The 24,105-nt window shown below is 71.4% G+C and carries 26 protein-coding genes; 7 read left to right on the top strand and 19 right to left on the bottom strand.

The window, feature by feature from the left end; genetic code table 11:
- Positions 1 to 5: 5 nt before the first annotated feature.
- Positions 6 to 839 (top strand): SCO6745 family protein, encoded by an 834-nt coding sequence (locus OG570_RS04255; RefSeq protein ID WP_326955673.1) that lies wholly within the window; start codon positions 6 to 8, stop codon positions 837 to 839.
- Positions 840 to 870: 31 nt separating this feature from the next.
- Here the strand turns inward: OG570_RS04255 and OG570_RS04250 are convergent, their stop codons facing one another.
- Both OG570_RS04250 and OG570_RS04245 read right to left on the bottom strand, forming a co-directional pair.
- On the bottom strand, positions 871 to 1,278 hold the full coding sequence (locus OG570_RS04250) for a VOC family protein (protein WP_326946547.1): 408 nt from the start codon (positions 1,276 to 1,278) through the stop codon (positions 871 to 873).
- A gap of 23 nt (positions 1,279 to 1,301) precedes the next feature.
- Positions 1,302 to 1,838, bottom strand: coding sequence for a CGNR zinc finger domain-containing protein (locus OG570_RS04245; protein WP_326955672.1), 537 nt, complete (start codon positions 1,836 to 1,838; stop codon positions 1,302 to 1,304).
- A 101-nt stretch (positions 1,839 to 1,939) separates the two neighbouring features.
- Here OG570_RS04245 and OG570_RS04240 point away from each other — a divergent pair, with 101 nt between their 5' ends.
- Positions 1,940 to 2,791 (top strand): alpha/beta fold hydrolase, encoded by an 852-nt coding sequence (locus OG570_RS04240; RefSeq protein WP_326955671.1) that lies wholly within the window; start codon positions 1,940 to 1,942, stop codon positions 2,789 to 2,791.
- Between the two features lie 167 nt (positions 2,792 to 2,958).
- Here the strand turns inward: OG570_RS04240 and OG570_RS04235 are convergent, their stop codons facing one another.
- The 5 genes from OG570_RS04235 to OG570_RS04215 all read right to left on the bottom strand — a co-directional run bounded on the left by OG570_RS04235 (position 2,959) and on the right by OG570_RS04215 (position 6,846).
- Entirely contained in the window at positions 2,959 to 3,360 is a 402-nt protein-coding gene (locus OG570_RS04235; protein WP_326946550.1) for a hypothetical protein, read from the bottom strand.
- Complete coding sequence (locus tag OG570_RS04230; protein WP_247061439.1) at positions 3,360 to 4,178, bottom strand: heavy metal-binding domain-containing protein; 819 nt, start codon at positions 4,176 to 4,178, stop codon at positions 3,360 to 3,362. The genes OG570_RS04235 and OG570_RS04230 overlap by 1 nt, the downstream gene beginning before the upstream one ends.
- A gap of 9 nt (positions 4,179 to 4,187) precedes the next feature.
- Positions 4,188 to 4,985: a heavy metal-binding domain-containing protein gene (locus OG570_RS04225; RefSeq protein ID WP_326946551.1), complete on the bottom strand. Its 798-nt coding sequence runs from the start codon at positions 4,983 to 4,985 to the stop codon at positions 4,188 to 4,190.
- A gap of 122 nt (positions 4,986 to 5,107) precedes the next feature.
- Positions 5,108 to 5,818, bottom strand: coding sequence for a heavy metal-binding domain-containing protein (locus OG570_RS04220; RefSeq protein WP_326955670.1), 711 nt, complete (start codon positions 5,816 to 5,818; stop codon positions 5,108 to 5,110).
- A gap of 2 nt (positions 5,819 to 5,820) precedes the next feature.
- On the bottom strand, positions 5,821 to 6,846 hold the full coding sequence (locus OG570_RS04215) for a PfkB family carbohydrate kinase (RefSeq protein WP_326955669.1): 1,026 nt from the start codon (positions 6,844 to 6,846) through the stop codon (positions 5,821 to 5,823).
- Between the two features lie 116 nt (positions 6,847 to 6,962).
- Here OG570_RS04215 and OG570_RS04210 point away from each other — a divergent pair, with 116 nt between their 5' ends.
- Positions 6,963 to 7,712, top strand: coding sequence for a DeoR/GlpR family DNA-binding transcription regulator (locus OG570_RS04210; RefSeq protein WP_326946554.1), 750 nt, complete (start codon positions 6,963 to 6,965; stop codon positions 7,710 to 7,712).
- Positions 7,709 to 9,001, top strand: coding sequence for a 6-phospho-beta-glucosidase (locus tag OG570_RS04205; protein ID WP_326955668.1), 1,293 nt, complete (start codon positions 7,709 to 7,711; stop codon positions 8,999 to 9,001). The genes OG570_RS04210 and OG570_RS04205 overlap by 4 nt, the downstream gene beginning before the upstream one ends.
- Here the strand turns inward: OG570_RS04205 and OG570_RS04200 are convergent.
- Both OG570_RS04200 and OG570_RS04195 read right to left on the bottom strand, forming a co-directional pair.
- Positions 8,981 to 9,706 carry a nucleotidyltransferase domain-containing protein gene (locus OG570_RS04200; RefSeq protein WP_326955667.1) on the bottom strand — a complete coding sequence of 242 codons (726 nt, stop codon included), beginning with the start codon at positions 9,704 to 9,706 and terminating at the stop codon, positions 8,981 to 8,983. The genes OG570_RS04205 and OG570_RS04200 overlap by 21 nt on opposite strands.
- A gap of 10 nt (positions 9,707 to 9,716) precedes the next feature.
- A complete protein-coding gene (locus OG570_RS04195; RefSeq protein ID WP_326959868.1) occupies positions 9,717 to 10,424 on the bottom strand; it encodes an SDR family NAD(P)-dependent oxidoreductase in 708 nt (235 codons plus the stop codon).
- A 226-nt stretch (positions 10,425 to 10,650) separates the two neighbouring features.
- Between OG570_RS04195 and kstD the strand changes: the two genes are divergently transcribed.
- On the top strand, positions 10,651 to 12,384 hold the full coding sequence (gene kstD, locus OG570_RS04190) for a 3-oxosteroid 1-dehydrogenase (protein WP_326955666.1): 1,734 nt from the start codon (positions 10,651 to 10,653) through the stop codon (positions 12,382 to 12,384).
- Here the strand turns inward: kstD and OG570_RS04185 are convergent.
- The 5 genes from OG570_RS04185 to OG570_RS04165 all read right to left on the bottom strand — a co-directional run bounded on the left by OG570_RS04185 (position 12,381) and on the right by OG570_RS04165 (position 18,654).
- Positions 12,381 to 13,409 carry an LLM class flavin-dependent oxidoreductase gene (locus tag OG570_RS04185; protein WP_247061447.1) on the bottom strand — a complete coding sequence of 343 codons (1,029 nt, stop codon included), beginning with the start codon at positions 13,407 to 13,409 and terminating at the stop codon, positions 12,381 to 12,383. The genes kstD and OG570_RS04185 overlap by 4 nt on opposite strands.
- 44 nt (positions 13,410 to 13,453) lie before the next feature.
- Entirely contained in the window at positions 13,454 to 14,623 is a 1,170-nt protein-coding gene (locus OG570_RS04180) for a Glu/Leu/Phe/Val dehydrogenase dimerization domain-containing protein (RefSeq protein ID WP_326955665.1), read from the bottom strand.
- 20 nt (positions 14,624 to 14,643) lie between these two features.
- Complete coding sequence (locus OG570_RS04175) at positions 14,644 to 15,231, bottom strand: TetR/AcrR family transcriptional regulator (protein ID WP_326955664.1); 588 nt, start codon at positions 15,229 to 15,231, stop codon at positions 14,644 to 14,646.
- 32 nt (positions 15,232 to 15,263) lie between these two features.
- A complete protein-coding gene (locus OG570_RS04170; protein WP_326955663.1) occupies positions 15,264 to 16,091 on the bottom strand; it encodes a hypothetical protein in 828 nt (275 codons plus the stop codon).
- 862 nt (positions 16,092 to 16,953) lie between these two features.
- Positions 16,954 to 18,654 carry a TIGR03086 family metal-binding protein gene (locus OG570_RS04165; protein WP_326955662.1) on the bottom strand — a complete coding sequence of 567 codons (1,701 nt, stop codon included), beginning with the start codon at positions 18,652 to 18,654 and terminating at the stop codon, positions 16,954 to 16,956.
- An 85-nt stretch (positions 18,655 to 18,739) separates the two neighbouring features.
- Here OG570_RS04165 and OG570_RS04160 point away from each other — a divergent pair, with 85 nt between their 5' ends.
- The gene (locus OG570_RS04160) at positions 18,740 to 19,384 is read left to right on the top strand and encodes a TetR/AcrR family transcriptional regulator (protein ID WP_326955661.1); all 645 of its coding nucleotides are present in this window, start codon (positions 18,740 to 18,742) and stop codon (positions 19,382 to 19,384) included.
- A 71-nt stretch (positions 19,385 to 19,455) separates the two neighbouring features.
- On the opposite strand, the gene OG570_RS04155 is transcribed toward OG570_RS04160, so the two are convergent.
- Entirely contained in the window at positions 19,456 to 19,662 is a 207-nt protein-coding gene (locus OG570_RS04155) for a hypothetical protein (RefSeq protein WP_247064529.1), read from the bottom strand.
- Between OG570_RS04155 and OG570_RS04150 the strand changes: the two genes are divergently transcribed.
- Positions 19,565 to 20,362, top strand: a complete 798-nt coding sequence (locus OG570_RS04150; RefSeq protein WP_326959866.1) for a hypothetical protein — start codon at positions 19,565 to 19,567, stop codon at positions 20,360 to 20,362. The two genes, OG570_RS04155 and OG570_RS04150, sit on opposite strands and share 98 nt — an antisense overlap.
- A gap of 61 nt (positions 20,363 to 20,423) precedes the next feature.
- Here the strand turns inward: OG570_RS04150 and OG570_RS04145 are convergent, their stop codons facing one another.
- The 4 genes from OG570_RS04145 to OG570_RS04130 form a co-directional block, all read right to left on the bottom strand.
- Entirely contained in the window at positions 20,424 to 21,182 is a 759-nt protein-coding gene (locus OG570_RS04145) for a trypsin-like serine peptidase (RefSeq protein ID WP_326955660.1), read from the bottom strand.
- Positions 21,183 to 21,338: 156 nt separating this feature from the next.
- Positions 21,339 to 21,806 (bottom strand): SitI3 family protein, encoded by a 468-nt coding sequence (locus tag OG570_RS04140; protein ID WP_326955659.1) that lies wholly within the window; start codon positions 21,804 to 21,806, stop codon positions 21,339 to 21,341.
- Entirely contained in the window at positions 21,733 to 23,235 is a 1,503-nt protein-coding gene (locus tag OG570_RS04135) for a hypothetical protein (protein ID WP_326955658.1), read from the bottom strand. The genes OG570_RS04140 and OG570_RS04135 overlap by 74 nt, the downstream gene beginning before the upstream one ends.
- A gap of 172 nt (positions 23,236 to 23,407) precedes the next feature.
- Complete coding sequence (locus tag OG570_RS04130; RefSeq protein WP_326955657.1) at positions 23,408 to 24,085, bottom strand: rhomboid family intramembrane serine protease; 678 nt, start codon at positions 24,083 to 24,085, stop codon at positions 23,408 to 23,410.
- Positions 24,086 to 24,105: the final 20 nt, after the last annotated feature.

The following is a 24,105-nucleotide window of genomic DNA, read 5'->3' as shown; positions in this document are numbered from 1 at the left end:
ACACGATGACGTTGCCCCGCCGGTTGTGGGCCGCGGTGGAGCCGTTGCACGCGGTCGTCTACTTCGCGCCGGAGACGGCGGCCGCGGCGAAGGCCGTCGGCCTGCGCGGCTACTGGATGGGCTACTTCGCCGGCCGGCTCGCCCCGCTGGGCCCGATCGGCCCGGCGGCGGCGACGTCGGTGCTGTTCGGCTTCGCCCCGGCGATGGTCGCGCGGGCGCTGCCGGACGCGTGGTCGTTCGCGTCGCCGTCCGACGTCCTCGAGGCTCGGCTTTCCGCGGTGGAGAAGGCGTTGTCTCGCGTGCTCCCCGCCGTCGACGAGCTGGCTTCGCTGCTGGAGCGCGCGGCGGACGCGTGCCGCTTCGACGGGCGTCCGCTGGCGGCGGCGTGGTCGGCGGTGCCGCGGCCGTCCGGCTTGTTCGGCCGGCTGTGGCTGGCGGCGACCATCCTGCGCGAGCACCGCGGCGACGGCCACGTCCTGTCGGCGGTCCACGCGGGCTTGTCGGGCCTGGAGACGACGCTGACCCACATCGGCGACGGCGTCATCGGCCGCGGCGACGTCCAACCGCACCGCGGCTGGTCCGACGACGACTGGGACACGGCGGTCGATCGCCTGCGGGACCGGGGTGTGCTCGACGCCGCGGGCCACCTGACGCCGTCCGGGGCAGCGCTGCGGCGCGGCATCGAGGAGGACACGGACCGGCTGGCGTCGGCACCGGTCGAGGCGCTCGGCGAGGAGGGGGTGGCGCGGGTGCTGGAACTGGCGGTCCCGCTGAGCCGCGCGGTGATCGACGCGGGCCTGGTGCCGGTCCCGAACCCGATGGGCGTCCCACGGCCGTGACCACCCGGGGCCGCGCGGCGCCCCTGGCCGGCTAGCCGCGGGCGGTGATCTGCTGGATCGCCCACTCGTTGCCGTCGGGGTCGGCGAAGAACACGAAGCCGACGTTGTTCAGGTCGGCCTTGCCGTCCCAGGGACCCGCGCCGACGACCTGGATGTCACCGACATCGACGCCGCGCTCGACCAGCGTCGCGTGGGCTTTCGGCAGGTCGCCGACGACCAGCTGGAGCCCCTTCATCGAGCCCGGCGGCATGTCCGGCACGGCGCCGCGGCCGAACACGACCGAGCAGCCCGAGCCCGGCGGGGTCACCTGGACGATCCGGACGCCTTCGACGGGCGCGGTGTCGTGGTCGAGGTGGAAGCCGAGCTTGTCCGTGTAGAAGGCCTTCGCCCGGTCCACATCGGACACCGGTACCACGATCACTTCGAGCGTCCAGTCCATGGTGCGTCCCTTCGTCGGCGGGCTCACACGGTACGCCGCTCGACCACCAGCTGCTGGTGCCGCGCCGCGCGGACGCGGTCGCCGCACGTCGTGGAGCACCAGCGGCGGCGGGCGTGCTCGCGGAGGTAGAACCGGACGCAGCCGTGGGCCTCGCACGGGCGCACCAACCGGCCCAGGTCGCCGCCGGCGACGTCGATCGCGTCGCGGGCCAGGGTCGCGACGGCTTCGTCGACGCTGCCCGGCCGGGTGCTGCGCCACTCGCGGCGCGGGCCGGCGGCCCAGGTGAGCTGCGGCGCGGCGGCGTCGGTGCGGGCGGCCGCGTTCACCGCGTCGACGGCGGCCGCGGCCGGCGCCCGGTCCTCGGCCAGCGCGGCCAGCAGCTCGCGGACCGCCGTGCGGAGGTCGGTGAGCGGGGTGACGTCGGCCACCGACGTCACCCGGAGCCCGTGCGCGTGCAGCCAGGGGAGCGGGTCTTCGAGGTCGTCGACGTCCCCGACCCGATGGGTGTTGACCAAAGCCAGCGCGAGCGAGAGCTCCTCGCCGGGTGCCGCAGTGACCACGTTCGCCTCCCGAGTCCGGGCTCCAGTTTCCCCGGCCCGTTGACAGCGTACCGCGTCTCATGGATAAATGGAAAAGTAAACATGAGACGCGAGGAGTAACCATGACCGCCGTGCACCACCGCCACGCCACCGTCGCCGGCCACCGGCTCTTCTACCGCGAGGCCGGGCCCGCCGAAGCACCCACGATCGTGCTGCTCCACGGCTTCCCGACGAGCTCGCATATGTACCGGCACCTGATCCCGGCGCTGGCCGACCGCTACCACGTCATCGCGCCGGACTACCTGGGCGCGGGCGCCTCCGACGCGCCGCCGGTCGGCGAGTTCACCTACACCTTCGACGCGCTCGCCGAGCTGACGCAGGGCCTGCTCGACCAGCTCGGCCTGACCCGCTTCGCGCTCTACATCCAGGACTTCGGCGCGCCGGTCGGCCTGCGGATCGCCACGGCGAACCCGGACCGCGTCACGGCGATCGTCACCCAAAACGGCAACGCCTACGTCGAGGGTCTCGGCGAAGGTCTCCCGCAGAAGCTGGCCGCCGGCACGCTGACGGACGAGGACCTGCGCGCGATGGTCACCCTCGAGGCGACCAAGGGGCAGTACCTCGACGGTTCACCGGACGCCGAGCTGGTCAGCCCGGACGTCTGGATCCACGACCAGGCGCTGCTCGACCGGCCGGGCGCGGCGGAGATCCAGATGGCGCTGCTCGCGGACTACCACCACAACATCGGCCTGTACCCGAAGTTCCACGAGTACTTCCGCACCAGCCGGGTGCCGGTGCTCGCGGTCTGGGGCGGCAACGACGCAATCTTCATCGCCGACGGCGCCCGCGCGTACGCCCGCGACCTGCCGGACGCGGAGATCCACCTGCTCGACGCCGGCCACTTCGCCCTGGAGACACACTTGGACGCGATCGCCGGCTACATCCGGGGCTTCCTCGGCCGAGTGCTGAGCTGACACCCGAGTACTGACACCGAGGTGCTGACGCCTGAGCGCTGGCGCCCGGGTGCTGGCGCCCGAGCGCTGGCGTGGCGCCCGGTTCTGTCGTACCCCGCGGCTAGGCTGTGTATTCGGGGGTGCTCATCCCGTCCCCGACACAGCTTCCCTTGCGCAGCAAGGACTTCTCAGCCGCCGAGGAGGCGTGAGAGCGCGTCCCGGGCTTTCGCGTCCTTCTCGGCCAGCGTCGTCAGCTCCTGGGCCAGCGCGGCCAGCCAGTCGTCGACCGCGGCTTCCTTGCGGCTGATCACCACGCCGCGCACCACCTGGCGGATCTCCGCCGCGACCCCGCCGTGCTTGCCCGCGCTCAGCACCAGGACCCGGTCCGGGGTGGTCACCTGCACCGAGACCACCTGCCCGTCACGGCCCGCGACGCGGTCGGCGAACGTCTTGCGCCGCGTCACCTCGACCATGCCCGGCGGGAGCGCGTCGCCCAGTGTTTCCGACAGGACCCGGTGGTAGGACTCGACGTCCGCGCGGTCCGTGCGCAGTGCCGCCACCAGCAGGTGGAACTCCAGCTCGGCGCCCATCAGTCGGTGAGGGGCAGCACGAGCTGCGGCTTGGCGATGTGGTGGTCCTCCCGCAACGGTTTCACCGCGGTGCCGATGGCGAAGAACTCCGTCGTGTGCCCGCCCCAGCGGTGCGGCAGCGACAGCAGCTGCACGCCGACGATCCCTTCCGCCTCAAGCTGTTCCGCCTCGGTCTGCATCCGCGACATCGCGAGCTCGCGCGCGTCGTAGAGCGCTTCGGTGTACTGCGGGATCTCGACGTTCTGGCCGATGTTGCCCATCATCTGCCGGAACCGCTGGTGCGCGATGTGGTAGACGCAGGTGCCCATCACCATGCCCAGCGGCGCGTACCCGGCCTGCACCAGCGTCCAGAAGTCCTGCCCGGACAGGTCCGAGGTGAACGGCTTCCCGGTGTTGTTGCGCCACTGCCCGGGTTCGTCGGCCTTCACCGCGGTGCCGACGGCGATGAACTCGGCGAGGTCGCTGCCGAACTCCTTGAACTCGATCTCGAGCCGGACCGCGACGATGCCGTCCGCGCCCAGCACGTCCGCCTCCGCCTCCATCCGGGACATCGCGAGCTCGCGGGCGTGGTACATCGCCTGGGAAAGCCGATCCAGCTCCTGGTTCTTGCTCCACCGGCCCATCTGGAACCCGACGTGGTAGATGCTCGACCCGAGCACCAGCCCGAGCGGCCGGAACCCGGCTTCGCGCACGAGCAGGAACTCGTTGACGCTCAGGTCCGACGTGAACAGGCTGGTCTTCTGGCCCGGTCGCATCTCGGCGAGCCGGCGCATCGCATCCTCGGGGATGTGCTGCCCGGCGGGGTCCGCGGTGGTCACGAAGCCTCCTCAGGAACGGTTCAACGGAAGGATCTTGAGCGCGCTGGTCGGGGCGGCGCGCCCGGTGTGGAAGCGGGCGATCGCGGTGCCGGTGACGGACGCGATGCCGGCCATCGCGACCTCCTGCACGGGCCAGGTCCGCAGGGTCATGCCGGAGACGATGCCGCCGTCGGCGCCGGCGTCGCGGATCGCGCGGGCGAACTCGGCCCGCGCGGCGGCCCGGACTTCGGTGACGACCCGCGTGGGCGCGTCCACTTCGGTGTTCCCGGCCCAGGTGGTCGTCTGGTACTGCATGTTGTAGTCGTACTGCGCGCGCCCGGCGATGCCGACCGCGAGGCGCACCGGCACCCAGCCCGCCTGCATCAGCTTGCCGACGTCCTGGCCGGGCAGGTCGGTGGTGAACAGCCGCCGCGGCCGCTGCTTCGTCTCCGCGCGCACGGCGGTGCCGAGGGCGACGAACTCCTCCATCACGCCGTCGAGCGAGGTGACGGTGAACCCGATGCCGAGCACGCCGTCGGCGCCCAGGGCGGTCGCCTCCTGGGCGAGCCGGTCGAGCGCGGTCGAGTAGCCCTGCCGCAGCATGCCGGAGATCAGTTTGACCTGGTCGTCGGCGAAGACGGCGGTGCCGGCCCAGCCGACCTGCTGCACGACGCAGCCCATCACCTCGCCGACCGCGGTGAAGCCGGCGATTTCGGCGCCGACCGCACTGGGCACGCTCATCAGCGACGTCTTGAGCCCGGACGCGGCGTAACGCTCGACACGGGCCCGCGCGACGGGAGGCAGGCCACGACCGTCCCACTCGGGCACTTCGGACCTCCTTCGGCCGGCTTCTCCCGCCATCGTGGCACGGATCCGCACCCGGGGCGGCGGACCCGGGGTGATCAGTCCGGAAGCTCCCGGTTCAGGGGAAGGATCTTGAGCGTGCCGGGTCAGCCGCGGCGGTCCAGCGGCAGCACAGCCAGCGCGTCCCGGGGCGCCGGACCGTCACCGCAGCGGGCGATCGCCGTGCCGAACACACCCGCCACCGCCGCCGCACCGGTGCGGCCGAGGGGCCACGCGCTCAGCGTCGTCGCCGACACCAGGCCGCCGTCCGCGCCCGACAGCCGGACCGCCTCCAGGAACTCCGCGCGGGCCGTCGCCCGCACGCGCGTCACCAGTTCCGTCGGGGCCGCGATCTCCCGGGCCGGGCGGTCCGGCATCGCGAGGTCGTAGACCGTGCCGCCGTCGAGGCCGATCGCCAGGGTCACCGGGACCCAGCCCGCCGGCAGGAGTTTCGCGACGTCCGGACCCGACAGGCTCGTCGTGAAGACCCGCCCCGGCCGCTTGCCGCCGGTGGCGCGGACGGCCGTGCCCAGCACGACGAACTCCCGCGTCCGGCCGGCGCGGGTCACCGTGCACCGGATCGCCAAGACGCCGTCCGCGCCCAGGGCCCAGGCTTCCGCGCGCAGCCGGTCCAGTGCCGTGGCGTACCCGCGGCGCAGGCACGCCGCCGGGTCGTCGACACCGGCGTGCTCGACGACGCAGCCCATCACCTCGCCGATCGGCCGCAGCCCCACCGCCTCGGCGCCGACCGCGCCCGGCACCGTCAGCAACGACGTCCGCAGCCCGGACGCGGTGTAGCGGGCGGCGCGGTCCGGCACGGCTACCCCCAGCCGTCCTCGGTGCCGAAGCCGAGCGTCACCGGCCCGCGCCGGGACGTGCCGGTTTCCGTGTCGGCGGGCAGGACCTCGTCGAGGAACGCGTAGTCGCGGCGCCGGGTGCGCGCGTGCCACTGGGCGATCTCGTGCCAGCCGGGCGCGGCGAGCGCGCCGCCGAAGTGCTGCACCGACAGGCTCGCGGTCAGGCACGCGAACCGCAGCCGGTCCGCCAGCGACCAGCCGGTCAGCGTCGCGGCGACGAACCCCGCGCCGAAGACGTCGCCCGCGCCGGTGGCGTCGAGGACGTCGACCGGCAGCGCGGGCACGTCGGCCGTCTCGCCGGTGGTGCTGTCGACGGCCAGCACACCCGCGCCGCCACGGGTGATCACGGCGATCGGCACGAGGTCGGCGAGCGTCGACAGCGCCGCCTCGGGCGTGTCCGTGCGGGTGTAGCGCATGGCCTCGATGTCGTTGGGCAGGAACGCGTGGCAGCACGCCAGCTGGTCCAGCAGCGCCCGCGACCACGCCTCGGACGGGTCCCAGCCGACGTCGGCGAACACGAGGCTGCCGGACTGGTGCGCCGTGTGGACCCAGTCGGCGGTGTCGAGCCCGATGTGGGCGACGGTCGCGCGGCTCGGCGGCGGCGAACCGGCCAGCTCCGCGACGGGGACGGGCGGCGCGTGGCCGTGGGTGACCATCGCGCGGTCGCCGGCGTAGGCGAGCGAGACGGTGACGGGGGAGTGCCACTGCGGGAACCGCCGCGAGCGCGAGAGGTCGATGTTCTCCTGCCGCGAAAGGACGTCCCAGCAGTAGCGGCCGTAGACGTCGGTGCCGAACGCGGCCGCCAGCGACGTCCGCAGCCCGAGCCGGCTCAGCGCGACGGCGAAGTTCGCGATCCCGCCGGGCCCCGAGCCCATGCCGCCCGTCCACACCTCTTCCCCTGGTGCGGGCGGCTTTTCCAGACCGGTGAAGACCAGGTCGAAGAACAGCAGACCGGACAGGAAGACGTCGACGTCGGGTTCAGCCGTCACGGGCGCCTCCAGAGCTGCGCAAGCTTGCGCACGAGACTGCTTGAGTCGCGCAGATTTCGCAAGACCTGCGCAAACTCGTCCGTGTGGTGAGCAGGTTTGACTGCTATCGTCGCCGGATGCTGCCCCAGCGCCGCTACGACCTGATCCTGCGGACCCTGCGCGTGGAGGGGCCGGCGCCGGTCGGCGTGCTGGCCGAGCGGCTCGGCGTCAGCCCGGCGACGGTGCGGCGCGACCTGGTGCACCTCGACCGCGAAGGCCGGCTGACCCGCGTCTACGGCGGCGCGGTGGCGTGCGCGGACGACGACGAGCCGTTCGCGCAGGTCGCCGCGGAACGCGCCGACGACAAGGAAGCCGTCGCCCGCCGCGCGGCCGCGCTGGTCGCCGACGGCGACACGGTGCTCCTCGACATCGGCACCACCGCGCACCGGCTGGCCCGGCACCTGCGCGACCGCGCGCTGACCGTGATCACCAGCAGCCTCGCCGTCTACGAAGAGCTGAAGGACGCCGAAGACGTCCAGCTCGTGCTGCTCGGCGGGGTGGTGCGCCGCAGTTACCACTCGATGGTCGGGTTCCTCACCGAAGACGCGCTGCGCCAGGTGCGCGCCGGCACCGTCTTCCTCGGCGCGAGTGGCGTGCGGTGCGACGGCCAGGTGATGGACTCGACCGTCGTCGAGGTGCCGGTCAAGCGGGCGATGGTCGCCGCGGCCGACCGCGTGGTGCTGCTGGCCGACGCGGGCAAGTTCCCCGGCACCGGGCTCGCCAAGGTCTGCGGGCCGGAGGCGCTCGACATCGTCGTCACCAGCGCGGGAGCCGACGAACCGACGTGCGTGGCGCTCGGCGAGGCCGGCGTCGAGGTACTGCGATGAGGCTCGCGCTGCTCGGCGGCGGCGGGTTCCGCGTCCCGCTGGTGCACGGCGCGCTGCTGGCCGGGGGCGAGATCACCGAGCTGGTCCTGCACGACGTCGACGCCGGGCGCCTCGCCGCGATCGAGCGCGTCCTCGCCGAGCAGGCGGCCGGTGTCCCGGGCGCGCCGCGGGTGCGCACGACCACGGACCTGCGCGCCGCACTGTCCGATGTGGACTTCGTGTTCTCCGCGATCCGGGTCGGCGGGATGCGCGGCCGGCGGCTCGACGAGCAGGTCGCGCTCGCGGAAGGCGTGCTGGGGCAGGAAACCGTGGGTGCGGGCGGGATCGCGTACGGCCTGCGGACGGTCCCGGTCGCCGTCGCGCTCGCCCGCACGATCGCCGAGGTGGCGCCGCGCGCGTGGGTCGTCAACTTCACGAACCCGGCCGGCCTGGTCACCGAGGCGATGGCCGGCGTGCTCGGCGGCCGGGTGATCGGCATCTGCGACTCGCCGGTCGGGCTCTGCCGCCGGGTGGCGCGCGCCCTCGGCGTCGACCCGGCGACCGCGCGGTTCGACTACGCGGGCCTGAACCACCTGGGCTGGCTGCGGGCCGTGCACGTCGGCGGCGAGGACGTCCTGCCGCGGCTGCTGTCCGATGTGGACGCACTGGAGTCGTTCGAGGAAGGGAAGCTCTTCGGCGCGGACTGGCTGCGTACGCTGGGTTCCCTGCCGAACGAGTACCTGCACTATTACTACTTCACCCGCGAAGCCCTGGGCGTCGCGTCGCGCGGGGCTTTCCTGCTGGAGCAGCAAAAGCCGTTCTACGCGGAGCCGTCGCTGGCGTCGTGGGACCGGACGCGGCTGGAGCGCGAAGAGACATACATGGCCGAGACGCGCGACGGCGAACGCGAGGACCTCGAGGGTGGCGGCTACGAGAAGGTCGCGCTGACGCTGATGCGCGCCCTCGCCGGCGGTGAGCGCGCCACGCTGATCCTCAACGTCCGCAACGGATCCGCGCTCCCGGGCGTCCCGGCCGACGCCGTCGTCGAGGTGCCGTGCGTGGTGGACTCGGACGGTGCGCGGCCGATCGGCGCGGGGCCGTTGCCGGACCACGCGCTGGGCCTGGTGACGGCGGTGAAAGCCGTCGAGCGGGCGACGATCGAAGCGGCGACGACGGGTTCGCGGGCGGCGGCGCTGCGGGCGTTCGCGCTGCACCCGCTGGTCGAGTCGGTGTCCGTGGCGCGCCGGTTGCTCGACGGTTACGTCGCCGCGCACCCGGAACTCGCGTACTTAGGACGCCAGCGCGCGTAGCAGCGGAGCCAGCGTCCCGGTCAGCTCGGCGTCGACCCGCTCGATCTCGGTGATCAGGAGTCCGGTGACGGCGCGGAACGCCCGGCCGAGGTCGTCGAGCCCGCGCACCAGGGTTTCCTCGAACGGCGTGGTGACCGCGGCGGGCAGCAGGTCGAGGCCGCGGCCCTCGCCCGCGGGCAGGTCGTGCCGCACGCAGGCCAGGGCGAGGGCGTGGTCGCGAACCCGGCCGATCATGTACTCGGCCTGCCAGTGACGGCCGCGGGCGATGCTCGACCGCGCGTGCAGGGCGTGCAGCCAGGCCAGGTCGACCAGCCGCCGCGCGTCCGGCGGCGGTGCCTGCTCACGCTCGTTCGCGGTGCCGAAGAGCAGCCGGAACTTCGGCGTCGTCGCGCCGAAATCCGCCTCGGGCCAGAACGCCAGATCGACCTGAAGCGTGTTCTCCAGCAGGAACACCCGGAAGACGGTCCGCTCGAACACGACGTCCATGTGGTGCCGCGCGCCGTGCTCGCGGTACATCAGCGCGGTGAAGTCCGCGAGCACGGGCTCGGGCGCGGCCGTCTTGAAGGCGAGGTCGATGTCGGACCAGGCGTCTTCGGCGTCGAGCGCCCCCGAGCCGGTGAGCGCGGCCCCGGTGACGCGGTCGTCCGCGCGGGCCGCCTTGATCAGCTTGTCCCGCAAGCGGTTCCGTTCCCCGGAGGTGTACATGATCGCCAGGCTAAACCGCCAGCGCGTTGAACTCCGCTTCGGCCTCGTCGCGCTCGGTGTGCAGGCGCCACGCCCGCTCGGCGATGTCGTCGGGATCCAGCGTGCCCGGCATGGAATCCGGGGCCTGCTCGGTGAACATCCGGTGGATGTCGCCGCGTTCGATCACTCCGCCGATGGTGAGCGTTCCGGCGTAGACGCCCTGGTCGCGCACGGCCGCGTTGAGCGTCAGGACGTACATGCGCAACGCCGCCGCCGCGGGGGCGAAGCTGCCCAGCAGCGGGATCGGGTACTTGCCGCTGATGCCGCCGGCGAACAGGAGCGAGCCTGCGCCGCGTTCCAGCATGCGCGGCAGCACGGCCTGGGTCAGCTGCGCCGCCGGGAGCACGATCGACTCGAACGGCACGCGCAGGTGGTCGGCGCCGGCTTCGGTGAGCGGCGCGATGGCCGAGCCGACGCCGAGGTCCGCCGGGCCGAAGTAGACGGCGTCGATCTCGCCCGCGTCGGCCGTGATGCGGGCGAGGACGGCGTCGACCTGGGCTTTGTCGGTGACGTCGGCGGTGTAGGTGTGCGCGGTGACGCCGGCTTCGGCGAGCGACGCGCGGTAGGTCGCGTGCCGCGCGTCGGTGCGTGAGACCAGCGCCGTCGTGAAGCCTTCGCGGCCGAACCGGTGCGCGATCGACAGGCCGAGCCCGGGACCGACACCCAGGACGGCGAGCACTTTCGACAAGAGGACCTCCTCGGGAGAGAACTTGAGACTGCTCTCAAGTTAGCCAGAAGATGAGGAGGCCGTCAACTTAGGGCCCGGTGCGCCGAATGTCGTCAACGGTTGGCGCCACCGGTCCATTCGAGACGGTGACGGCTGCTCCAAGCGGGTAGAACATGTTCCAGTTTCTGGCCGGTACCGACACCATGACGTTCGCCGTTCCGCGAGCGAGGAGTGCGCCATGGATGCCGACCTGACCCGCCGCCAGATCCTGCGCGGCACCGCGGCGGGCGTGGGTTTCGCCGTGACCGCCGGAATCGCGGGGACGTCGTCCGCGAGCGCCGCACCACTCGTGGGGGAGTACGACGTCGTCGTGGTCGGCTCCGGCGCGGCCGGGATGACCGCCGCGCTGACGGCGGCCAAGCGCGGGCTGAGCGTCGTCGTGGTCGAGAAGGCGCCGACGTTCGGCGGGTCCGCCGCGCGGTCCGGCGCCGGCATCTGGATCCCGAACAACCCCGTGCTGCTCGCCGCCGGCGTGCCGGACACCCCGGCGAAGGCCGCGCAGTACCTCGCCGCCGTCGTCGGCCCGGACGTGCCGGCCGCGCGGCAGGAAGCGTTCCTGCGCAACGGACCCGCGATGATCGCGTCCGTCATGGCCAACAGCCCGCTGCGGTTCCGCTGGATGGAGGGTTACAGCGACTACTACCCGGAGCTGCCGGGCGGCCTGCCGAACGGGCGGTCCATCGAGCCGGACCAGTTCGACGGGAACCTGCTGGGCGCCGAGCTGGCGAACCTGAACCCCGCGTACCTCGCGACACCGGCCGGGCTCGTCGTGTTCAGCGCCGACTACAAGTGGCTGAACCTCGCCGCGGTCAACGCGAAGGGGGCCGCGGTGGCCGCCACGTGCCTCGCGCGGGGGACGGCCGCCGCGCTCGCCGGGCAGAAGCCGCTCACCATGGGGCAGGCGCTGGCCGCCGGGCTGCGGGCCGGGCTGCTCGCCGCGAACGTCCCGGTGCTGCTGAACACCCCGCTCACCGACCTGAACGTCGAAAACGGGGCGGTCACCGGGGTTCTGGTGCCCCAGGGGCTGATCCGCGCGCGGCGCGGCGTGATCGTCGGCTCGGGCGGCTTCGAGCACAACGCGGCCATGCGCGCGCAGTACCAGCGGCAGCCGATCGGCACGGCCTGGACGGTCGGCGCCAAGGAGAACACCGGCGACGGCCACCGCGCCGGTCAGCGGGCCGGCGCCGCGCTCGACCTGATGGACGACGCGTGGTGGGGTCCGGCGATCCCGACCCCCGGCGACCCGTACTTCTGCCTGGCCGAGCGGACCCTGCCCGGCGGCCTGATCGTCAACCAGGCCGGGCAGCGGTTCGTCAACGAAGCCGCGCCCTACAGCGACGTCGTGCACACGATGTACGACAAGAACCCGTCGGCGCCGGACATCCCCGCGTGGCTCATCGTCGACCAGAGCTACCGCAGCAAGTACCTGTTCCGCGACATCCTGCCGCTGTTGCCGTTCCCGGACGCCTGGTACAGCGCGGGCGCGGTCTTCAAGGCGTCGAGCATCCAGGCGCTCGGCTCGGCGATCGGCGTGCCGGCGGCGGCGCTGAAGTCCACAGTGGACCGGTTCAACGGCTTCGCGTGGGCGGGCGTCGACCGCGACTTCCGGCGCGGCGCGAGCGCGTACGACCACTACTACACCGACCCGCTGGTGCTGCCCAACTCCTGCCTCGCGCCGCTGTGGGCACCGCCGTTCTACGCGCTCAAGCTCGTCCCCGGCGACCTGGGCACGAAGGGCGGCATGCGCACGGACGCCCGGGCGCGCGTGCTGCGCCCGGACGGCTCGGTGATCCCCGGTCTCTACGCCGCCGGCAACGCCAGCGCGGCCGTGATGGGCCACAGCTACGCGGGCGCGGGCTCGACCATCGGCCCGGCGATGACGTTCGGCTACATCGCCGCGAACGACGTCTAGAACTCCTTCTGCACCAGCGGGAGCACCTCGGTGCCGAGCAGTTCGATGGCCTTCATGACGTCTTGGTGCGGCACGCCCGACCAGTCCATCTGCAGCGCGTACCGGTCGGCACCGGTGAGCTTGCCGACGGAGATCAGCCGCTCGGCGATCTCCTGCGGGCTGCCGACGAACAACGCCTGCGCGCCCTGGGCGTACGTGTCGTACTCGGCGCGGGTCGGGATCGCCCAGCCGCGGGCCTTCGCGCCGTACTTCATCGTCTCGAGCCAGTACGGGTAGAACTTCTCCTTCGCGTCCTGCGAGTTCGGCGCGATGAGCCCGATGGCGCTCATCGTGACGTGCAGGTCTTCACGCTGGTGCTCGCCCGCTTCGCCGGCCTGGCGGTAGAGGTCGACCAGCGGCGCGAAGCGCTCCGGACGGCCGCCGATCACGGCGTAGACCACGGGCAGGCCGAGCAGGCCCGCGCGGATCGACGACTCGGGGTTGCCGCCGGTGCCGACGGAGATCCGCAGCCGCCGGCCGTAGGGCCGGGGGAGGATCCGCACGTTGTCGAGCGGCGGCCGGAACTTGCCGGACCAGGTGAGCGGGTCTTCGCGGTCGATCCGCAGGAGCAGGGCGAGCTTCTCTTCGAAAAGCTCGTCGTAGTCGCCGAGGTCGTTGCCGAACAGCGGGAACGACTCGGTGAACGACCCGCGCCCGGCCAGCAGCTCGGCGCGGCCGTGGCTGAGCTGGTCGAGGGTCGTGAACTGCTGGTAGACGCGCACCGGGTCCTCGGTGCTCAGCACGGTCACGGCGGAGCTCAGGGTGATCTGGTCCGTCACGCTCGCGGCCGCGGCCAGCACGGTGGCCGGGTTCGAGATGGCGTACTGGTCGAGGTGGTGTTCGCCGAGGCCGTAGAAGGACAGGCCCAGCTCGTCGGCGAGCTTGATCCGCTCGAGGGTGTTGGCCAGCTGCTGGGCCACGGAGACCTGGTCACCGGTGCGGGGGTCCGGCGGCCGGTCGCCGAAGCTGTAGATACCGAGTTTCATAGAGCGTTCAACTATCTTTCGGTCCGATTCGTTCCCGGGGTGGGTCACCCGAACCTCGCCTGGATGGCTTCGAGGTTCTTCTCCGACAGCGCCAGGGCGGCGGCACGCAGGCCGAGGCCGTCGCGTGCTGCCCGCTCGACCATGCCGGTCACCAGCTCGCGCATGCGGCTGCGGACCTTGGCGAAGGCCGCATCGGCGTCCGCCTCGACGTCGCCGAAGAGCGTCCACCACCACCAGGAGTTGGTCGCCGAGTTGGCCACGAAGTCCGGCACGACCCGGATCCCGCGTGCGCCGAGCAGCTGCTCGGCCTCCGCCGTCACCGGCATGTTGGCCGCCTCGACGACGAGCTTCGCGCCGATCCGGGCCTGATTGCCGGCGTCGACGCAGTAGGAGACGGCCGCGGGCACGAGCACCTCGGCCGGCACGTCCAGCCACGCTTCCGGCGGCCGCAGCCCGTCGCCGGGCTTCAGGTGGTCGCGGTCGATGCCGCCGAACCGGTCGCGGTGCCGAAGCAGGTTCTCGACGTCCAAGCCGTCCGGGTTGGTGACGACCCCGTGGACGTCCGAGACGCCGACGACGTCGAGCCCGGCCTCGGCGAGGAACCGCGCGGTGGCACCGCCCATCGAGCCGAAACCCTGGACGACCACGCGGTTCGGGCCGTCGAGGCCCAGCACTTCGAGACCGGTCAGCGTGGCCTGTGCGACGCCGAGGCCGCCGACCAGCTCGTCTAGGCCCAGGCCGCCGACCTCGATCTTGAACGCGGCCGCGAGCCGTTCGACCGCTGTTTCCCGGTCTTCGAGCAGCGGGTAGATCGCCTGGATCGAACTCTGCAGGCCGATTTCGGTGATGACGCTGTCGATGACGTCCTGGCGCAGGCCCAGGTCCTCGCCCAGGGTCCAGTACTGCTCGATCAGCGGCCGCATGGCGTGCAGGTAGCGGGCGACGACGTCACGGGCCCGCTCGTCGTACGGGTCGAAGTCGATGCCGCCCTTGGCGCCGCCGAGCGGGACGACCCGGCCGGCCGGGTCGTAGTTGAGGCCTTCCTTGAGCGTCATGCCCCGGGCCAGGCCGCGGACCTCGGACAGCGTGCAGCCGCGGCGCATCCGCAGCCCGCCGCTGGCGACGCCGCGGACCAGCCGGTCGATCACCAGGTAACCGCGGCACCCGGTGCCGGGGTCGGTCCACGTCACCTCGAGGAACGCGGGTTCGGTCATCACCCCTCCTGATCGGTGAGTCAGTTACGGCCCAGTTCGAGGGTCATGGCCTGCTCGATCCACCGGGCGCAGTCGTCGGCGGTGACGGTGCCTTCGCGGGCGACGACCTGCATGGCCAGCCCGTCGAGCAACGCGGTCAGCCGCCACGCGGCGCCGTGCGGGTCGGGGCACCGGAACTCGCCGGCCCCGACACCCTCGGCGATCAGCGCGACGACGGCGTCGCGCCACCGCAGGTCCAGCCGCTGCAGGACGGCGCGCAGCTGGGTGTCGCGCATCGCCGCGGCGCCCGCCTCGATCCACAGTTTCCAGCCGTGCGCGGGCTCGGTGGGGCCGTACAGCGCCAGGACGGCCCGCAGTCGTTCGCCGGCCGGGCCGCCGCGGTCGAGTTCGCCGCGCAGGACCGCGAGGTTGGTCTCGGCGGCCTGCCGGAAGGCCTCGATGATGAGGGTTTCGAGGGTGCCGAAGTGGTAGAAGATCAGGGCCGTGCTGACGTCGAGGGCTTTCGCGACGTCGGCCGCCCGGACCCCGGCGATGCCCCGCGCGCGGACCTGTTCGAGCGCAGCGAGGACGATTTCTTCCCGCCGCACCGACACCGACTTCCGCGCCATGCGGCTCACCGTACCGCCTGCTGACCGATCGGTCAGTACCGCAGTTCGGTGATCAGCGTCCGCAGCCACGACCCGGCCATCGCCGGCTCCCCGGCGACGGCCCGGACGAGCTGCTCCCTCGTCCGGGCCTGCCGGCCGGCGTCGACCAGCGCGAACGCTTCGGCCAGGGCACTCCGGGTGGCCTTCCCGCGGTCGGGGGATCGGACGCTCTCGTCGGTCCACCGCTGCCGCGGGAACGACGGCGTGAGTTTCGGTTGGTGGTCGCCGAAGTAGTACCAGACGTCGCGGTCGAGCGAAACGTTGCGGACCGCGGCCGCCGACAGCTCGGCCGGCCAGCCCGCGTCTTCCCGCCACCGCCAGGACAGGTTGCGGGGCGTCACGCCGAGGAACCGCAGCTTCCGCCGGATCACCGGCCAGGCCTCCCGGTCTTCGACGATCCACCGGCGCAGCTGCCGGTAGAGCTCGGTGAAGGTCTCGCCTTCGTGGACGAGGTCGACGAACACCGTGGGCCGCGTGCCCCGCGCCAGCCGGTACGGCGTGATGCCGGCGGCCGCGAGGTGCTCCCGCAGCAGCGTGGTGTCGTGTTTCGTGAAGTCCCGCAGTGGTTTCAGGGACATCGGCAGCTGGTGGACGCGGTCGTGCCAGGAGGTGCGTTCGAGGGCCCCGCCGAGGAGGTCGTGCATGCTGTCGAGCGAGCGGCCCACGAAGTGGAGCTCGCCGTTTCCGCAGCGCGCCAGCACTTTCCCGGTGGCTTCGGTGAGCTGGGGGAGGAACCAGAGGTGCGGTTCCCGGGCGTGGTCGAGGAGCGTCCCGACCTGGTCGGGACGCACGAGGTCCCAACGGAAGGGCCGGTTCGTCATGGCTCGAGGTTAGGATCGCGGTTCCTTGCGGGGCAACGGATTTTCGCGTGCTCTCGGTAGGGTCGTTCATGGTGATCCCGGGTGGTGGGTGGTCCACTGTGGATGTTCGGCGGCCGGTGGTGCGTTGGGCGCGCGGAGGGTGGTTGCCGCCGTGAGCCGGTTGGGCTTGGGTTTCGAGGGGACGCTGTGGCGGGTCGGTGGTGGCCGGTCGGATAGTTCAGATGGCCGAGGCCGGGCCAGCTGAACATGGCCTCGACCGACCGCGCCGGTGACGACCGCCCCCGAACTGTATGAACCCGGCGTGGTGGTGGGCAGCAGCGTGGCCGGTGGCCGGTCGGCTGTGCGGTGGATGGTGGGGTGCTGGTGCTGCCGTCGGCCGGGTGGGAGGTGCGCCGGAAGTCGGTGATGGGGTTGGCTGCTGGCTCAGTGGAGAGGTGTTGCGTAGGACGGCGTTGTCCGGGCGTGGCTGCCGTCCGATCTGGTGAGGCCTTGGCCGCCTGAGTGCAGCTTGCGGCGGGCGGGTGATGGCTGTCGGTTGAGTGGAGAGGTGTTGCGCGGGATGCGTTGTCCGGGCGTGGCTGCTGTCGTGATCTGGTGGGCCTGGCTGCCTGAGTGCGGTTTGCGGCGGGTGGGTGGTGGCTGCTGGCCGTCAGTTTGCGAGCTGGATTGCTTGTGGCAGTCGGTTTGATTGCTGCGGCCGGTGGCGCTGATGTTGCCGTCGGCTGAGGGCGTGGCTGGAGAGCCTTGCGTGGTCCCGTCGTGCTTGGCTGAGGGCGGCCGCTGCCGCGAACTGGTCGAGCAGGGTTGGCTGAGGGGTGCTGTGGCGGGGAGGGTCCCGACCCCGCGGCGGTGAGATGGCGCGTTAGGCCGTCCAATGGGGGTTGCGGCCCAGGTACCTCAGCAGTGTCGACACCGCGTCGTCTTCGGTCAGTGACGGTAGGGCTGGGGCGTAGGCGAACCCTCGCAGTGGCTCGGCCAGTTCCTTGGCCACCGGCAGCAACGCTTCCGCCAGTTCGGGTGTCAGCAACGACTTCCGGCCCGTTGCGGTTGCGATGTCCCAGGCGTGGACCGCCGCGTCGAGAGCTGCTGCGCCGACCGCTACCGGGGCCGGCAGTGCGCCCTGGGGGAGGGGGGTCGGGACCGCGGTGGTGTCGGGGGTGATCGTCGCGAATGCGGCCTCGGCCGCCGCCAGCTTGGGTTCCAGGTAGGCGCTCGGCGACTCGGTGAGGGTGCCCGACGGGGTGAACGGGTTGAAGTCCGGGCCCGGCTCACCCGTGATGAACGCGGCGTAACCCAGCTGGTCGGCCGCCGCGTGTTGCAGGACCTGGGTGATGTTCCAGTCCGCGCACGGGGTCGGGGCCGACCAGTCCTCGACGCCTTCGATTGCCGAGCGCAGTGCGGCGTGGGCCTGGTCCAGGACCGGCCAGGGGCGGGAGAGGCCGGCGAAGAACCGGCGGATGTCGGCGACCAGGATCTCGGGGGCCTCGTGTGCCGCGTAGTGGCCGGCGGCATCGCGCGGGCCGCCGCTGCCGGTGCCGGCGTCGTAGCTGTTCCAGCTGACAATGTTCGCGTGGTCGCGGTTGGCGAACCGGCGGATCGACTGGAAGTCGCCCTTGAACATCGCCAGCGCCGTCGGGACCGTGGTCGGCGCCGCGGGGTGCGCCGGGCTCTGCGCGTCCTCGTAGTAGAAGCGGATCGACGCGCCGCCGGTTCCCGTCAGCCAGTACAGCGCCACGTTCGCCAGGACGAAGTCGGCGTCGAGGCTTTCGCCGAACAGCTGCGCGTTCCACGCCAGCAGGGCCAGCGGCGAGTCGGCGAGCGCGAACGCCAGCGTGTGCGGCTGCTGGCTGTGCAGCTGGTTGAAGGAGAACATGTTCTCGTAGAACCACTGCAGGTGCGCCAGCGCGCCCTGGTCGGCCGCGCTCAGGCCCGCCATCTCCGCCGGGTCGCCCGACGGGAACGAGAACAGCTGCGTGACGTGCACGCCGACGACCTTCTCCGGCGCAAGCCTGCCGATCTCCGGCGAGATCATCGAACCGGCGTCGTTGCCCGCCGCGCCGTACGACTCGTAGCCCAGCCGGCTCATCAGCTCGGCCCACGCCGCCGCGGTGCGGTGCGTGCCCCAGCCCGCGGACTTCACCGGGCCCGAGAACCCGAAGCCCGGCAGCGACGGGATCACCAGGTGGAACGCCGGCGCCTCGGGTGACTCCGGCTCGGTCAGCGGGCCGATGACGTCGAGGTACTCGGCGACCGACCCCGGCCAGCCGTGTGTCAGCACCAGCGGGGTGGCGTCGGCGCGGGACGACCGGACGTGCAGGAAGTGGATCGTCTCGCCGTCGATCTCGGTCGTGAACTGCGGATACGCGTTGAGCCGCGCCTCGAAGGCCCGCCAGTCGAACCGCTCCAGCCAGTGCTCGGCCAGCGCGCGGACCCGCTCGTTCGTGACGCCGTAGCCGGCCGGCAGGTCGTCCGGCCAGAGGGCGCGCTGGAGCCGCGCCCGCAGGTCGTCCAGGGCGGACTGCGGGATCTCGGCGCGGAACGGGCGAAGGGCGGGGACCGTCATAACTGCTCCTCGATGACTGGAACGGAATGCTTCGTTCCGTACGATAGCAGAGCGGAACGATCCGTTCCAGTGCTACCCTCGGGTCATGTCCGAGAGCACTCCGTCCGACACCGCACTGCCTGGCCGCCGCGGCCAGGCCGCCCGCAACGACGTCGTGATCCTCGACGCCGCCCGTGACGTCTTCCTGCTGGACCCGAAGGCGCCCGTCTCGGCCGTCGCCGAGCGCGCCGGCGTCGGTATCAGCGCCCTCTACCGGCGGTACCCGAGCAAGGAACTGCTGCTCTGCAGGCTGTGCCACGACGGCCTCCGCCGGTTCATCTCCGAGGCCGAGGTCTCGGTCGAGGAGCCGGACGCCTGGACGGCCCTCACCGGCTTCCTCGGCCGGGTGGTCGACGCCGACGTGCACTCGCTGACCACGCACCTGGCGGGCACGTTCACGCCGACCCGGGAGATGGGCCTCGACGCCCAGCGCGCGAACGAGCTGGCCGCCGGGCTCGTCGCCCGCGCGCACGAGAGCGGGCGCCTGCGCCGTGACGCCGTCACCGAAGACGTCGGCATGATCCTCGAGTGCTGCGCGGCGATCCGCGTCGACGACCCGGTGCGCACCAGTGAGCTGCGGCAGCGGTACCTCGCGCTGCTCCTGGAAGGGCTGTCGGCCGGTGACGGCCCGGACCTGCCGGGCCCACCGCCGCGCCCGGGTGAGATGAACGGCCGCTGGCGTCAGTCCTGAAGGCGGTGCCGGGGCGCCGCCGGATGGAGGTAACGAATTGTGGGGACGCGACGACTGAACAGCAGCATCTGTCAGAGCGGCATTCCTCGACTGAACGGCGAGAACACCACTATGCGAAGAAGCTGGCGACGGACAACGATTCTGTCTTCGGTGGCCGCTTTGGCCACCGCGTTCATCGCGATGGCGCCCGCCGCGGACGCGGCCCCGCCCTCCAGTTCTGTCGAAGTCAGTCCCACAACGGTACTGCCGGGGCAGACATTCACCGTCTCGGAAACCATTTACAACGACCGCGATTTCACGGTGACCTTCGCGAAGGCGGCCATTTACGGCTCGCCGACCGCCATCACCGACGTCGCGGACCTCGTCTCCTGCACCGGCGTGACGGACCTGGGCTGCTTCCAGGCCGGCAGCAGCTACCGCGCGCCCTTCGGCGACCTCGAAGCCGGTGGCACCCGGACCGCGGTGTTCACGTTGCGCGCCAAGGAAACGATCACGCCGGGCCAGTTCACGCTGCAGCACCAGTTCGTCGGCGACAACTACGCCTTCGAGACCCTCGACGGCCCGGTCGTCACCATCGGTGAGGCGTCGAACCTCGCCGACGTCAAAGTCGCGCTCGCCGCGACCGGCCACGGCGGCCTGAACGCGCGCATCGACTACACGCTGACCGTGACGAACACCGGCCCGTCGGCCGCGTCCGGGATCCGGGTCGTCGCAACGTATGCGTCGGGTCTTTCGTACGCGAGCTCGACCGGGTGCGCCCACGTGGGCAGCACCCGGACGCTGAACTGCGACGTCGCCTCGCTGGCCTCCGGCGCGTCCACGACCGCGAAGTTCTCGGTCAACGGCGGCCTGCTGGCCCTCGGCTCCTACACCACCACGGTGCAGAAGACCACGAGCGCGCCGACCGACCCCACCAGCGCCAACGACAGCGCGTCGAAGACGTGCTCGGCGCTCACCGGGCTCATCGTGACCTGCTGAAGGTTCACGTGAGATGAGCCGGGCCCGTGTCCTCCGCCAGGGACGCGGGCCCGGTTCGCGTTCAGCCCGCGGCCGACGTGTAGAGCTGCTGGATGTCGTCGTCGAAATAGGCGCTGTAGGAGACGTCCGGGGTGTCGCCGCCGAGCTGGTAACCGCCGATCACGCCGACGACCACGCCGTTCGTCACCCACGGCCCGCCGCTGGTCCCGTCCGGAAAACCGGGGCACGCGATCCGTTGCTGATATGTGTCGGAACGGGTCGTCCCGCCGGTGCAGACGACCGGGGAATCGGTCGTGTCGGGGTAGCCCGTAAGAGTGATTTCGTGGTCGAATCCCTGATCGATTCCGAGGGTGTTCGCGCCGGTCAGGCTTTCCAGGGAAGCGGTGTTCCCGGCCTGGTGAACGGTCAGGAAAGCGAAGTCGAGATCCGGATCCGCGGCCGACGTCCAGCCGGCCGCGACGGCCACGTCCGTCACGGTCCACATTCCGAGCGGCGCGACGCCGTCGTGATAACCGGGCGCGAAGGCCATCCCGTCCTTGACGCAGTGCGCGGCGGTCAGCACGAGATCACCGGCGCCGGAGTGCACGACGCTGGCGCTGCAGAAGTGGCTCCCGTTCGCGAACAACGCGCCGACCGGTGAGGTGGTCGCGGGCGCCGCGGCTTCAGGTATGGACCTGACGGTGGGCATGGGCGTGCTGACCGGGGCGGCCGCCGCGTAGGCGTCGTCGGCGGTCGAGTTCGCGCCGAGAGCGACGCCGGTCCCCAGGACCAGCGTCGACGCCGCCGCGAGGACCGCGGTCCGGAGGAAACTGTTCGCCACCGATCCAGATCACCACAGCCGCGCCGGCCCGGCATCTCGCGGAGCCGGATCCACAGCGTTCTCACAGCGGTTCACACCCCGCACCCAGGAAGCCACATCGGCGCGTTCTCAGGTCATCGGGGACATGCGGGTTCGGCGGGCTGTTCGCCCATGCCTTCAGTCCTCGGCGAACGTCTGCGTGGCGCGACGGTAGGGCTGCCGCAGCACGGCCAGACGGCGCGGTGGCCAGATGTCGTCCTGCTCGTTCACGGTGAGGGCGCCATTGCGACGCAGCAGCCAGATGGTGTCCATTCCGGACAGCAGCGCGTCGCCGGGAACGTGTTCCAGCAGACCGGCCGACAGCCGGATCATGTCATCTTGTTGTTCGGCGATCTTGTCGTGCTTGTGGAGGCTGAACCCGGCCGCGACGGTCGGGGTGATACCGAGATCGGTGATCACCGGCGCCCAGGCGGCGGGTTTGCGTTCGTAGACCCGGATCCACGTGTGCAGCGGAGTGACTGCGCCGTCGCGAAGGATCTGCTCCGGAGTGACCGGTGCGTCGAGCAGCTTCTCACGACGCGCGACGTCGAGCAGTTGACGCGCGACCTGCTCCGGCGACAGCTCGAGGTCGTAGGAAATTGCCATCCAGAGAAGTCCTTGCGTGGTGTCTTACGGGTAGAGGTGAAGTATATTGCCGAGTTTGTCGATCGCGATGACCTCCTTGAGCCCGTCCACCGGCCAGTCGTGCAGCTGCGCGCGCATCGCGCCCAGGTCGGCGGGACTGTCCGCCAGGTTGAGCACGACCCGGTCGGTCTGCTCCCGCTCGACCTTCTTCGCTATCTCGGTGGAGATGTTCCGGGTGTTGTTCGACGTCGTAGCCGGCCCTGGCCAGGGTGGTGGCCGATTCGTTCTCGCGCTGCAGTGCGCGGGTGGTGCCCGCGTCCGCGCCTTTGGGGACCGTGGTCGGGTGGCCGCCGGGATCCGGGACCCGGGACGGCTGGGTGTGGCCGCTGAGCTCGTCGCCGATCCTGGTGGCGTCGACGCCTTCGACGTCGGGGTTGGGTGTGCTGCTCATGGCCGCCTGCATCGCGGGCACCACACCTTGGGTGATGGCGATCGCGCCGCCGGCCACGACGAGGATCGTCTCGGCTGTGGTGACGACTTCGGCGATGGGAATCGCCAGTGTGGCGCCTGCGTCGACGCCGAAGAGCTCGAGGGCTTCGATCACCCCGACGATGAGCACGTCGAGGGCACCTTCGGTGAGAATGCTGCCGATGACCAGGATGACGCCGACGACGGAGAGGCCGTCGACGCTCTCTTTGATCTTCTCTTTGATCTTTTCCTGGGTGTCGGTGTTCCACACCCGGAAGTCGACGAGGCTGGACGCGACGTCATCAAGCGTCCGAGGCAACTCGGTGAGGATCGATTGCGGGCCTGCGGCGCGCTGCCAGAACTGCTCGAGTTCGCTGACGTCGTCGGAACTGTTGTTGCTGACCAGGCCCTGCAGCTTGGTGTGCAGGCCGGTGACGAGGTCGCGCGTCGCGGCCGCTGCGTGGCGGCACGCGTCGGCGGCGTTGTCGATCCGGCCTGTGTCCGCGGTCGGGATGTACTTCTCGAGGAAGTCGGGCATCCACCACGGTGAATCGCCGGTCAGGACTGCGAAATCACTGTTGGCCGGCCAGGTGTTGGGCGCGACGGGGGTCCACGGTTGCCCGTCGCCGGGTTGGCCGGGGACGCTGTTCCGATCGGCGGCCGCGTGGTTGAGGGCGGCTGTGTCGATGCCCTTGCCGATCGAGCCGAGCAGATCGAACGCGGTGTGGAAGCCGTCGTTGACGATGCAGTCGATCGCCGCGGCCCAGCCCTCTTGGTACTGGTGCGCACCGCCGCACGCCCCGGCGGCGCCGTTCGCCCCGTCGAGACCGGTGAGCAGGTCCTGCCGGATCCGTTCGAGGCCGGTCTGCGCGTCGACGAACTGCTGCGCGACGGCGTGGAAGTCGGAAAGGACGATCTTCACCGGAGTGACCGGCCCGCCATCGGGTCCGCGTTCCGCCCCTGCCACCTTCAGCCTCGCCACATCCGGAGGTTGGCGTTCACTGCGGAGGCGTGGTTCTTGTGAGCGTTGACGACGACGCCCCGTATCCAGTGCAGCTGGTCCCGCAGGTCGCGAGCGGAGGAGAACCGCTCGGTGATCGCGTCGTGGAACGCGTCGTGCCCCGCCACATCGACCGGTGAGCTGCGCCTGCCGCCTAACTGAGGTCCTTGGGGAGCAGCACGGTCGCCGGGTCGGTGGCGTCCGGGCCGGTTGCGGCCTTGGGGTGGCGGTCGCGGAAGAGCCAGCCGCCGATGATGCCGCCCGCGAAGCCGAACATGTGGCCCTGCCAGCTGACCTGCTCGTCGGAGGGCAGCAGTGACGAGAACTGGTAGGCGAAGCACAACGCCATCACCAGGCCGATCACGATGTCGATCGGGTGGCGGTCGAACAGGCCGCGCACGATGATGTAGCCGAAGTAGCCGAACACCAGGCCGCTGGCGCCGGCGGTGACTGCGGTCGACGGGGAGATGAACCAGACGCCCAGGCCGCTCGCGATGATGATCAGCACGCTCACGCCCAGCCACTTCTTCACCCCGCGGTAAGCCGCGAGGAAACCGAAGACGAACAGCGGGCCGGAGTTGGCTTCGATGTGGTCCCAGCCGAAGTGGAAGAACGGCGCGCTGAAGATCTCCGGCAGCGACGCGGGGTCGCGTGCTTCGATGCCGAACTCGTGGCTCAGGCCGTTGTCGTCGAGGGCGTTGACGATCTGCAGCACCCACATCACGGCCAGCAGGCCCACCATCACCCACAAAGCCCGCTTGGCCTCGGCGATCATCGCCTCGGCGTTGCTCTGCGGTGTGCCCTCGCCGGTCGTGCTCACTTCGTCCCCCATGGTCGGTTGCGCTGGGCCCG

The sequence above is a fragment of the Amycolatopsis sp. NBC_01286 genome, assembly GCF_035982555.1.
Taxonomy (GTDB): Bacteria; Actinomycetota; Actinomycetes; order Mycobacteriales; family Pseudonocardiaceae; genus Amycolatopsis.
Note: the sequence above shows the minus strand (reverse complement) of the source record. Positions and strands in the feature narration are given on the sequence as shown.

Bases quoted from the DNA above. Each gene is read 5' to 3' on its own strand.
- OG570_RS04255 (WP_326955673.1), top strand. From the start codon at position 6: ATGACGTTGCCCCGCCGGTTGTGGGCCGCGGTGGAGCCGTTGCACGCG.
- OG570_RS04250 (WP_326946547.1), bottom strand. From the start codon at position 1,278: ATGGACTGGACGCTCGAAGTGATCGTGGTACCGGTGTCCGATGTGGAC.
- OG570_RS04240 (WP_326955671.1), top strand. From the start codon at position 1,940: ATGACCGCCGTGCACCACCGCCACGCCACCGTCGCCGGCCACCGGCTC.
- OG570_RS04235 (WP_326946550.1), bottom strand. From the start codon at position 3,360: ATGGGCGCCGAGCTGGAGTTCCACCTGCTGGTGGCGGCACTGCGCACG.
- OG570_RS04210 (WP_326946554.1), top strand. From the start codon at position 6,963: ATGCTGCCCCAGCGCCGCTACGACCTGATCCTGCGGACCCTGCGCGTG.
- OG570_RS04205 (WP_326955668.1), top strand. From the start codon at position 7,709: ATGAGGCTCGCGCTGCTCGGCGGCGGCGGGTTCCGCGTCCCGCTGGTG.
- OG570_RS04200 (WP_326955667.1), bottom strand. From the start codon at position 9,706: ATGTACACCTCCGGGGAACGGAACCGCTTGCGGGACAAGCTGATCAAG.
- kstD (WP_326955666.1), top strand. From the start codon at position 10,651: ATGGATGCCGACCTGACCCGCCGCCAGATCCTGCGCGGCACCGCGGCG.
- OG570_RS04185 (WP_247061447.1), bottom strand. From the start codon at position 13,409: ATGAAACTCGGTATCTACAGCTTCGGCGACCGGCCGCCGGACCCCCGC.
- OG570_RS04180 (WP_326955665.1), bottom strand. From the start codon at position 14,623: ATGACCGAACCCGCGTTCCTCGAGGTGACGTGGACCGACCCCGGCACC.
- OG570_RS04175 (WP_326955664.1), bottom strand. From the start codon at position 15,231: ATGGCGCGGAAGTCGGTGTCGGTGCGGCGGGAAGAAATCGTCCTCGCT.
- OG570_RS04170 (WP_326955663.1), bottom strand. From the start codon at position 16,091: ATGACGAACCGGCCCTTCCGTTGGGACCTCGTGCGTCCCGACCAGGTC.
- OG570_RS04165 (WP_326955662.1), bottom strand. From the start codon at position 18,654: ATGACGGTCCCCGCCCTTCGCCCGTTCCGCGCCGAGATCCCGCAGTCC.
- OG570_RS04160 (WP_326955661.1), top strand. From the start codon at position 18,740: ATGTCCGAGAGCACTCCGTCCGACACCGCACTGCCTGGCCGCCGCGGC.
- OG570_RS04150 (WP_326959866.1), top strand. From the start codon at position 19,565: ATGGCGCCCGCCGCGGACGCGGCCCCGCCCTCCAGTTCTGTCGAAGTC.
- OG570_RS04155 (WP_247064529.1), bottom strand. From the start codon at position 19,662: ATGGTTTCCGAGACGGTGAATGTCTGCCCCGGCAGTACCGTTGTGGGA.
- OG570_RS04140 (WP_326955659.1), bottom strand. From the start codon at position 21,806: ATGGCAATTTCCTACGACCTCGAGCTGTCGCCGGAGCAGGTCGCGCGT.
- OG570_RS04130 (WP_326955657.1), bottom strand. From the start codon at position 24,085: ATGGGGGACGAAGTGAGCACGACCGGCGAGGGCACACCGCAGAGCAAC.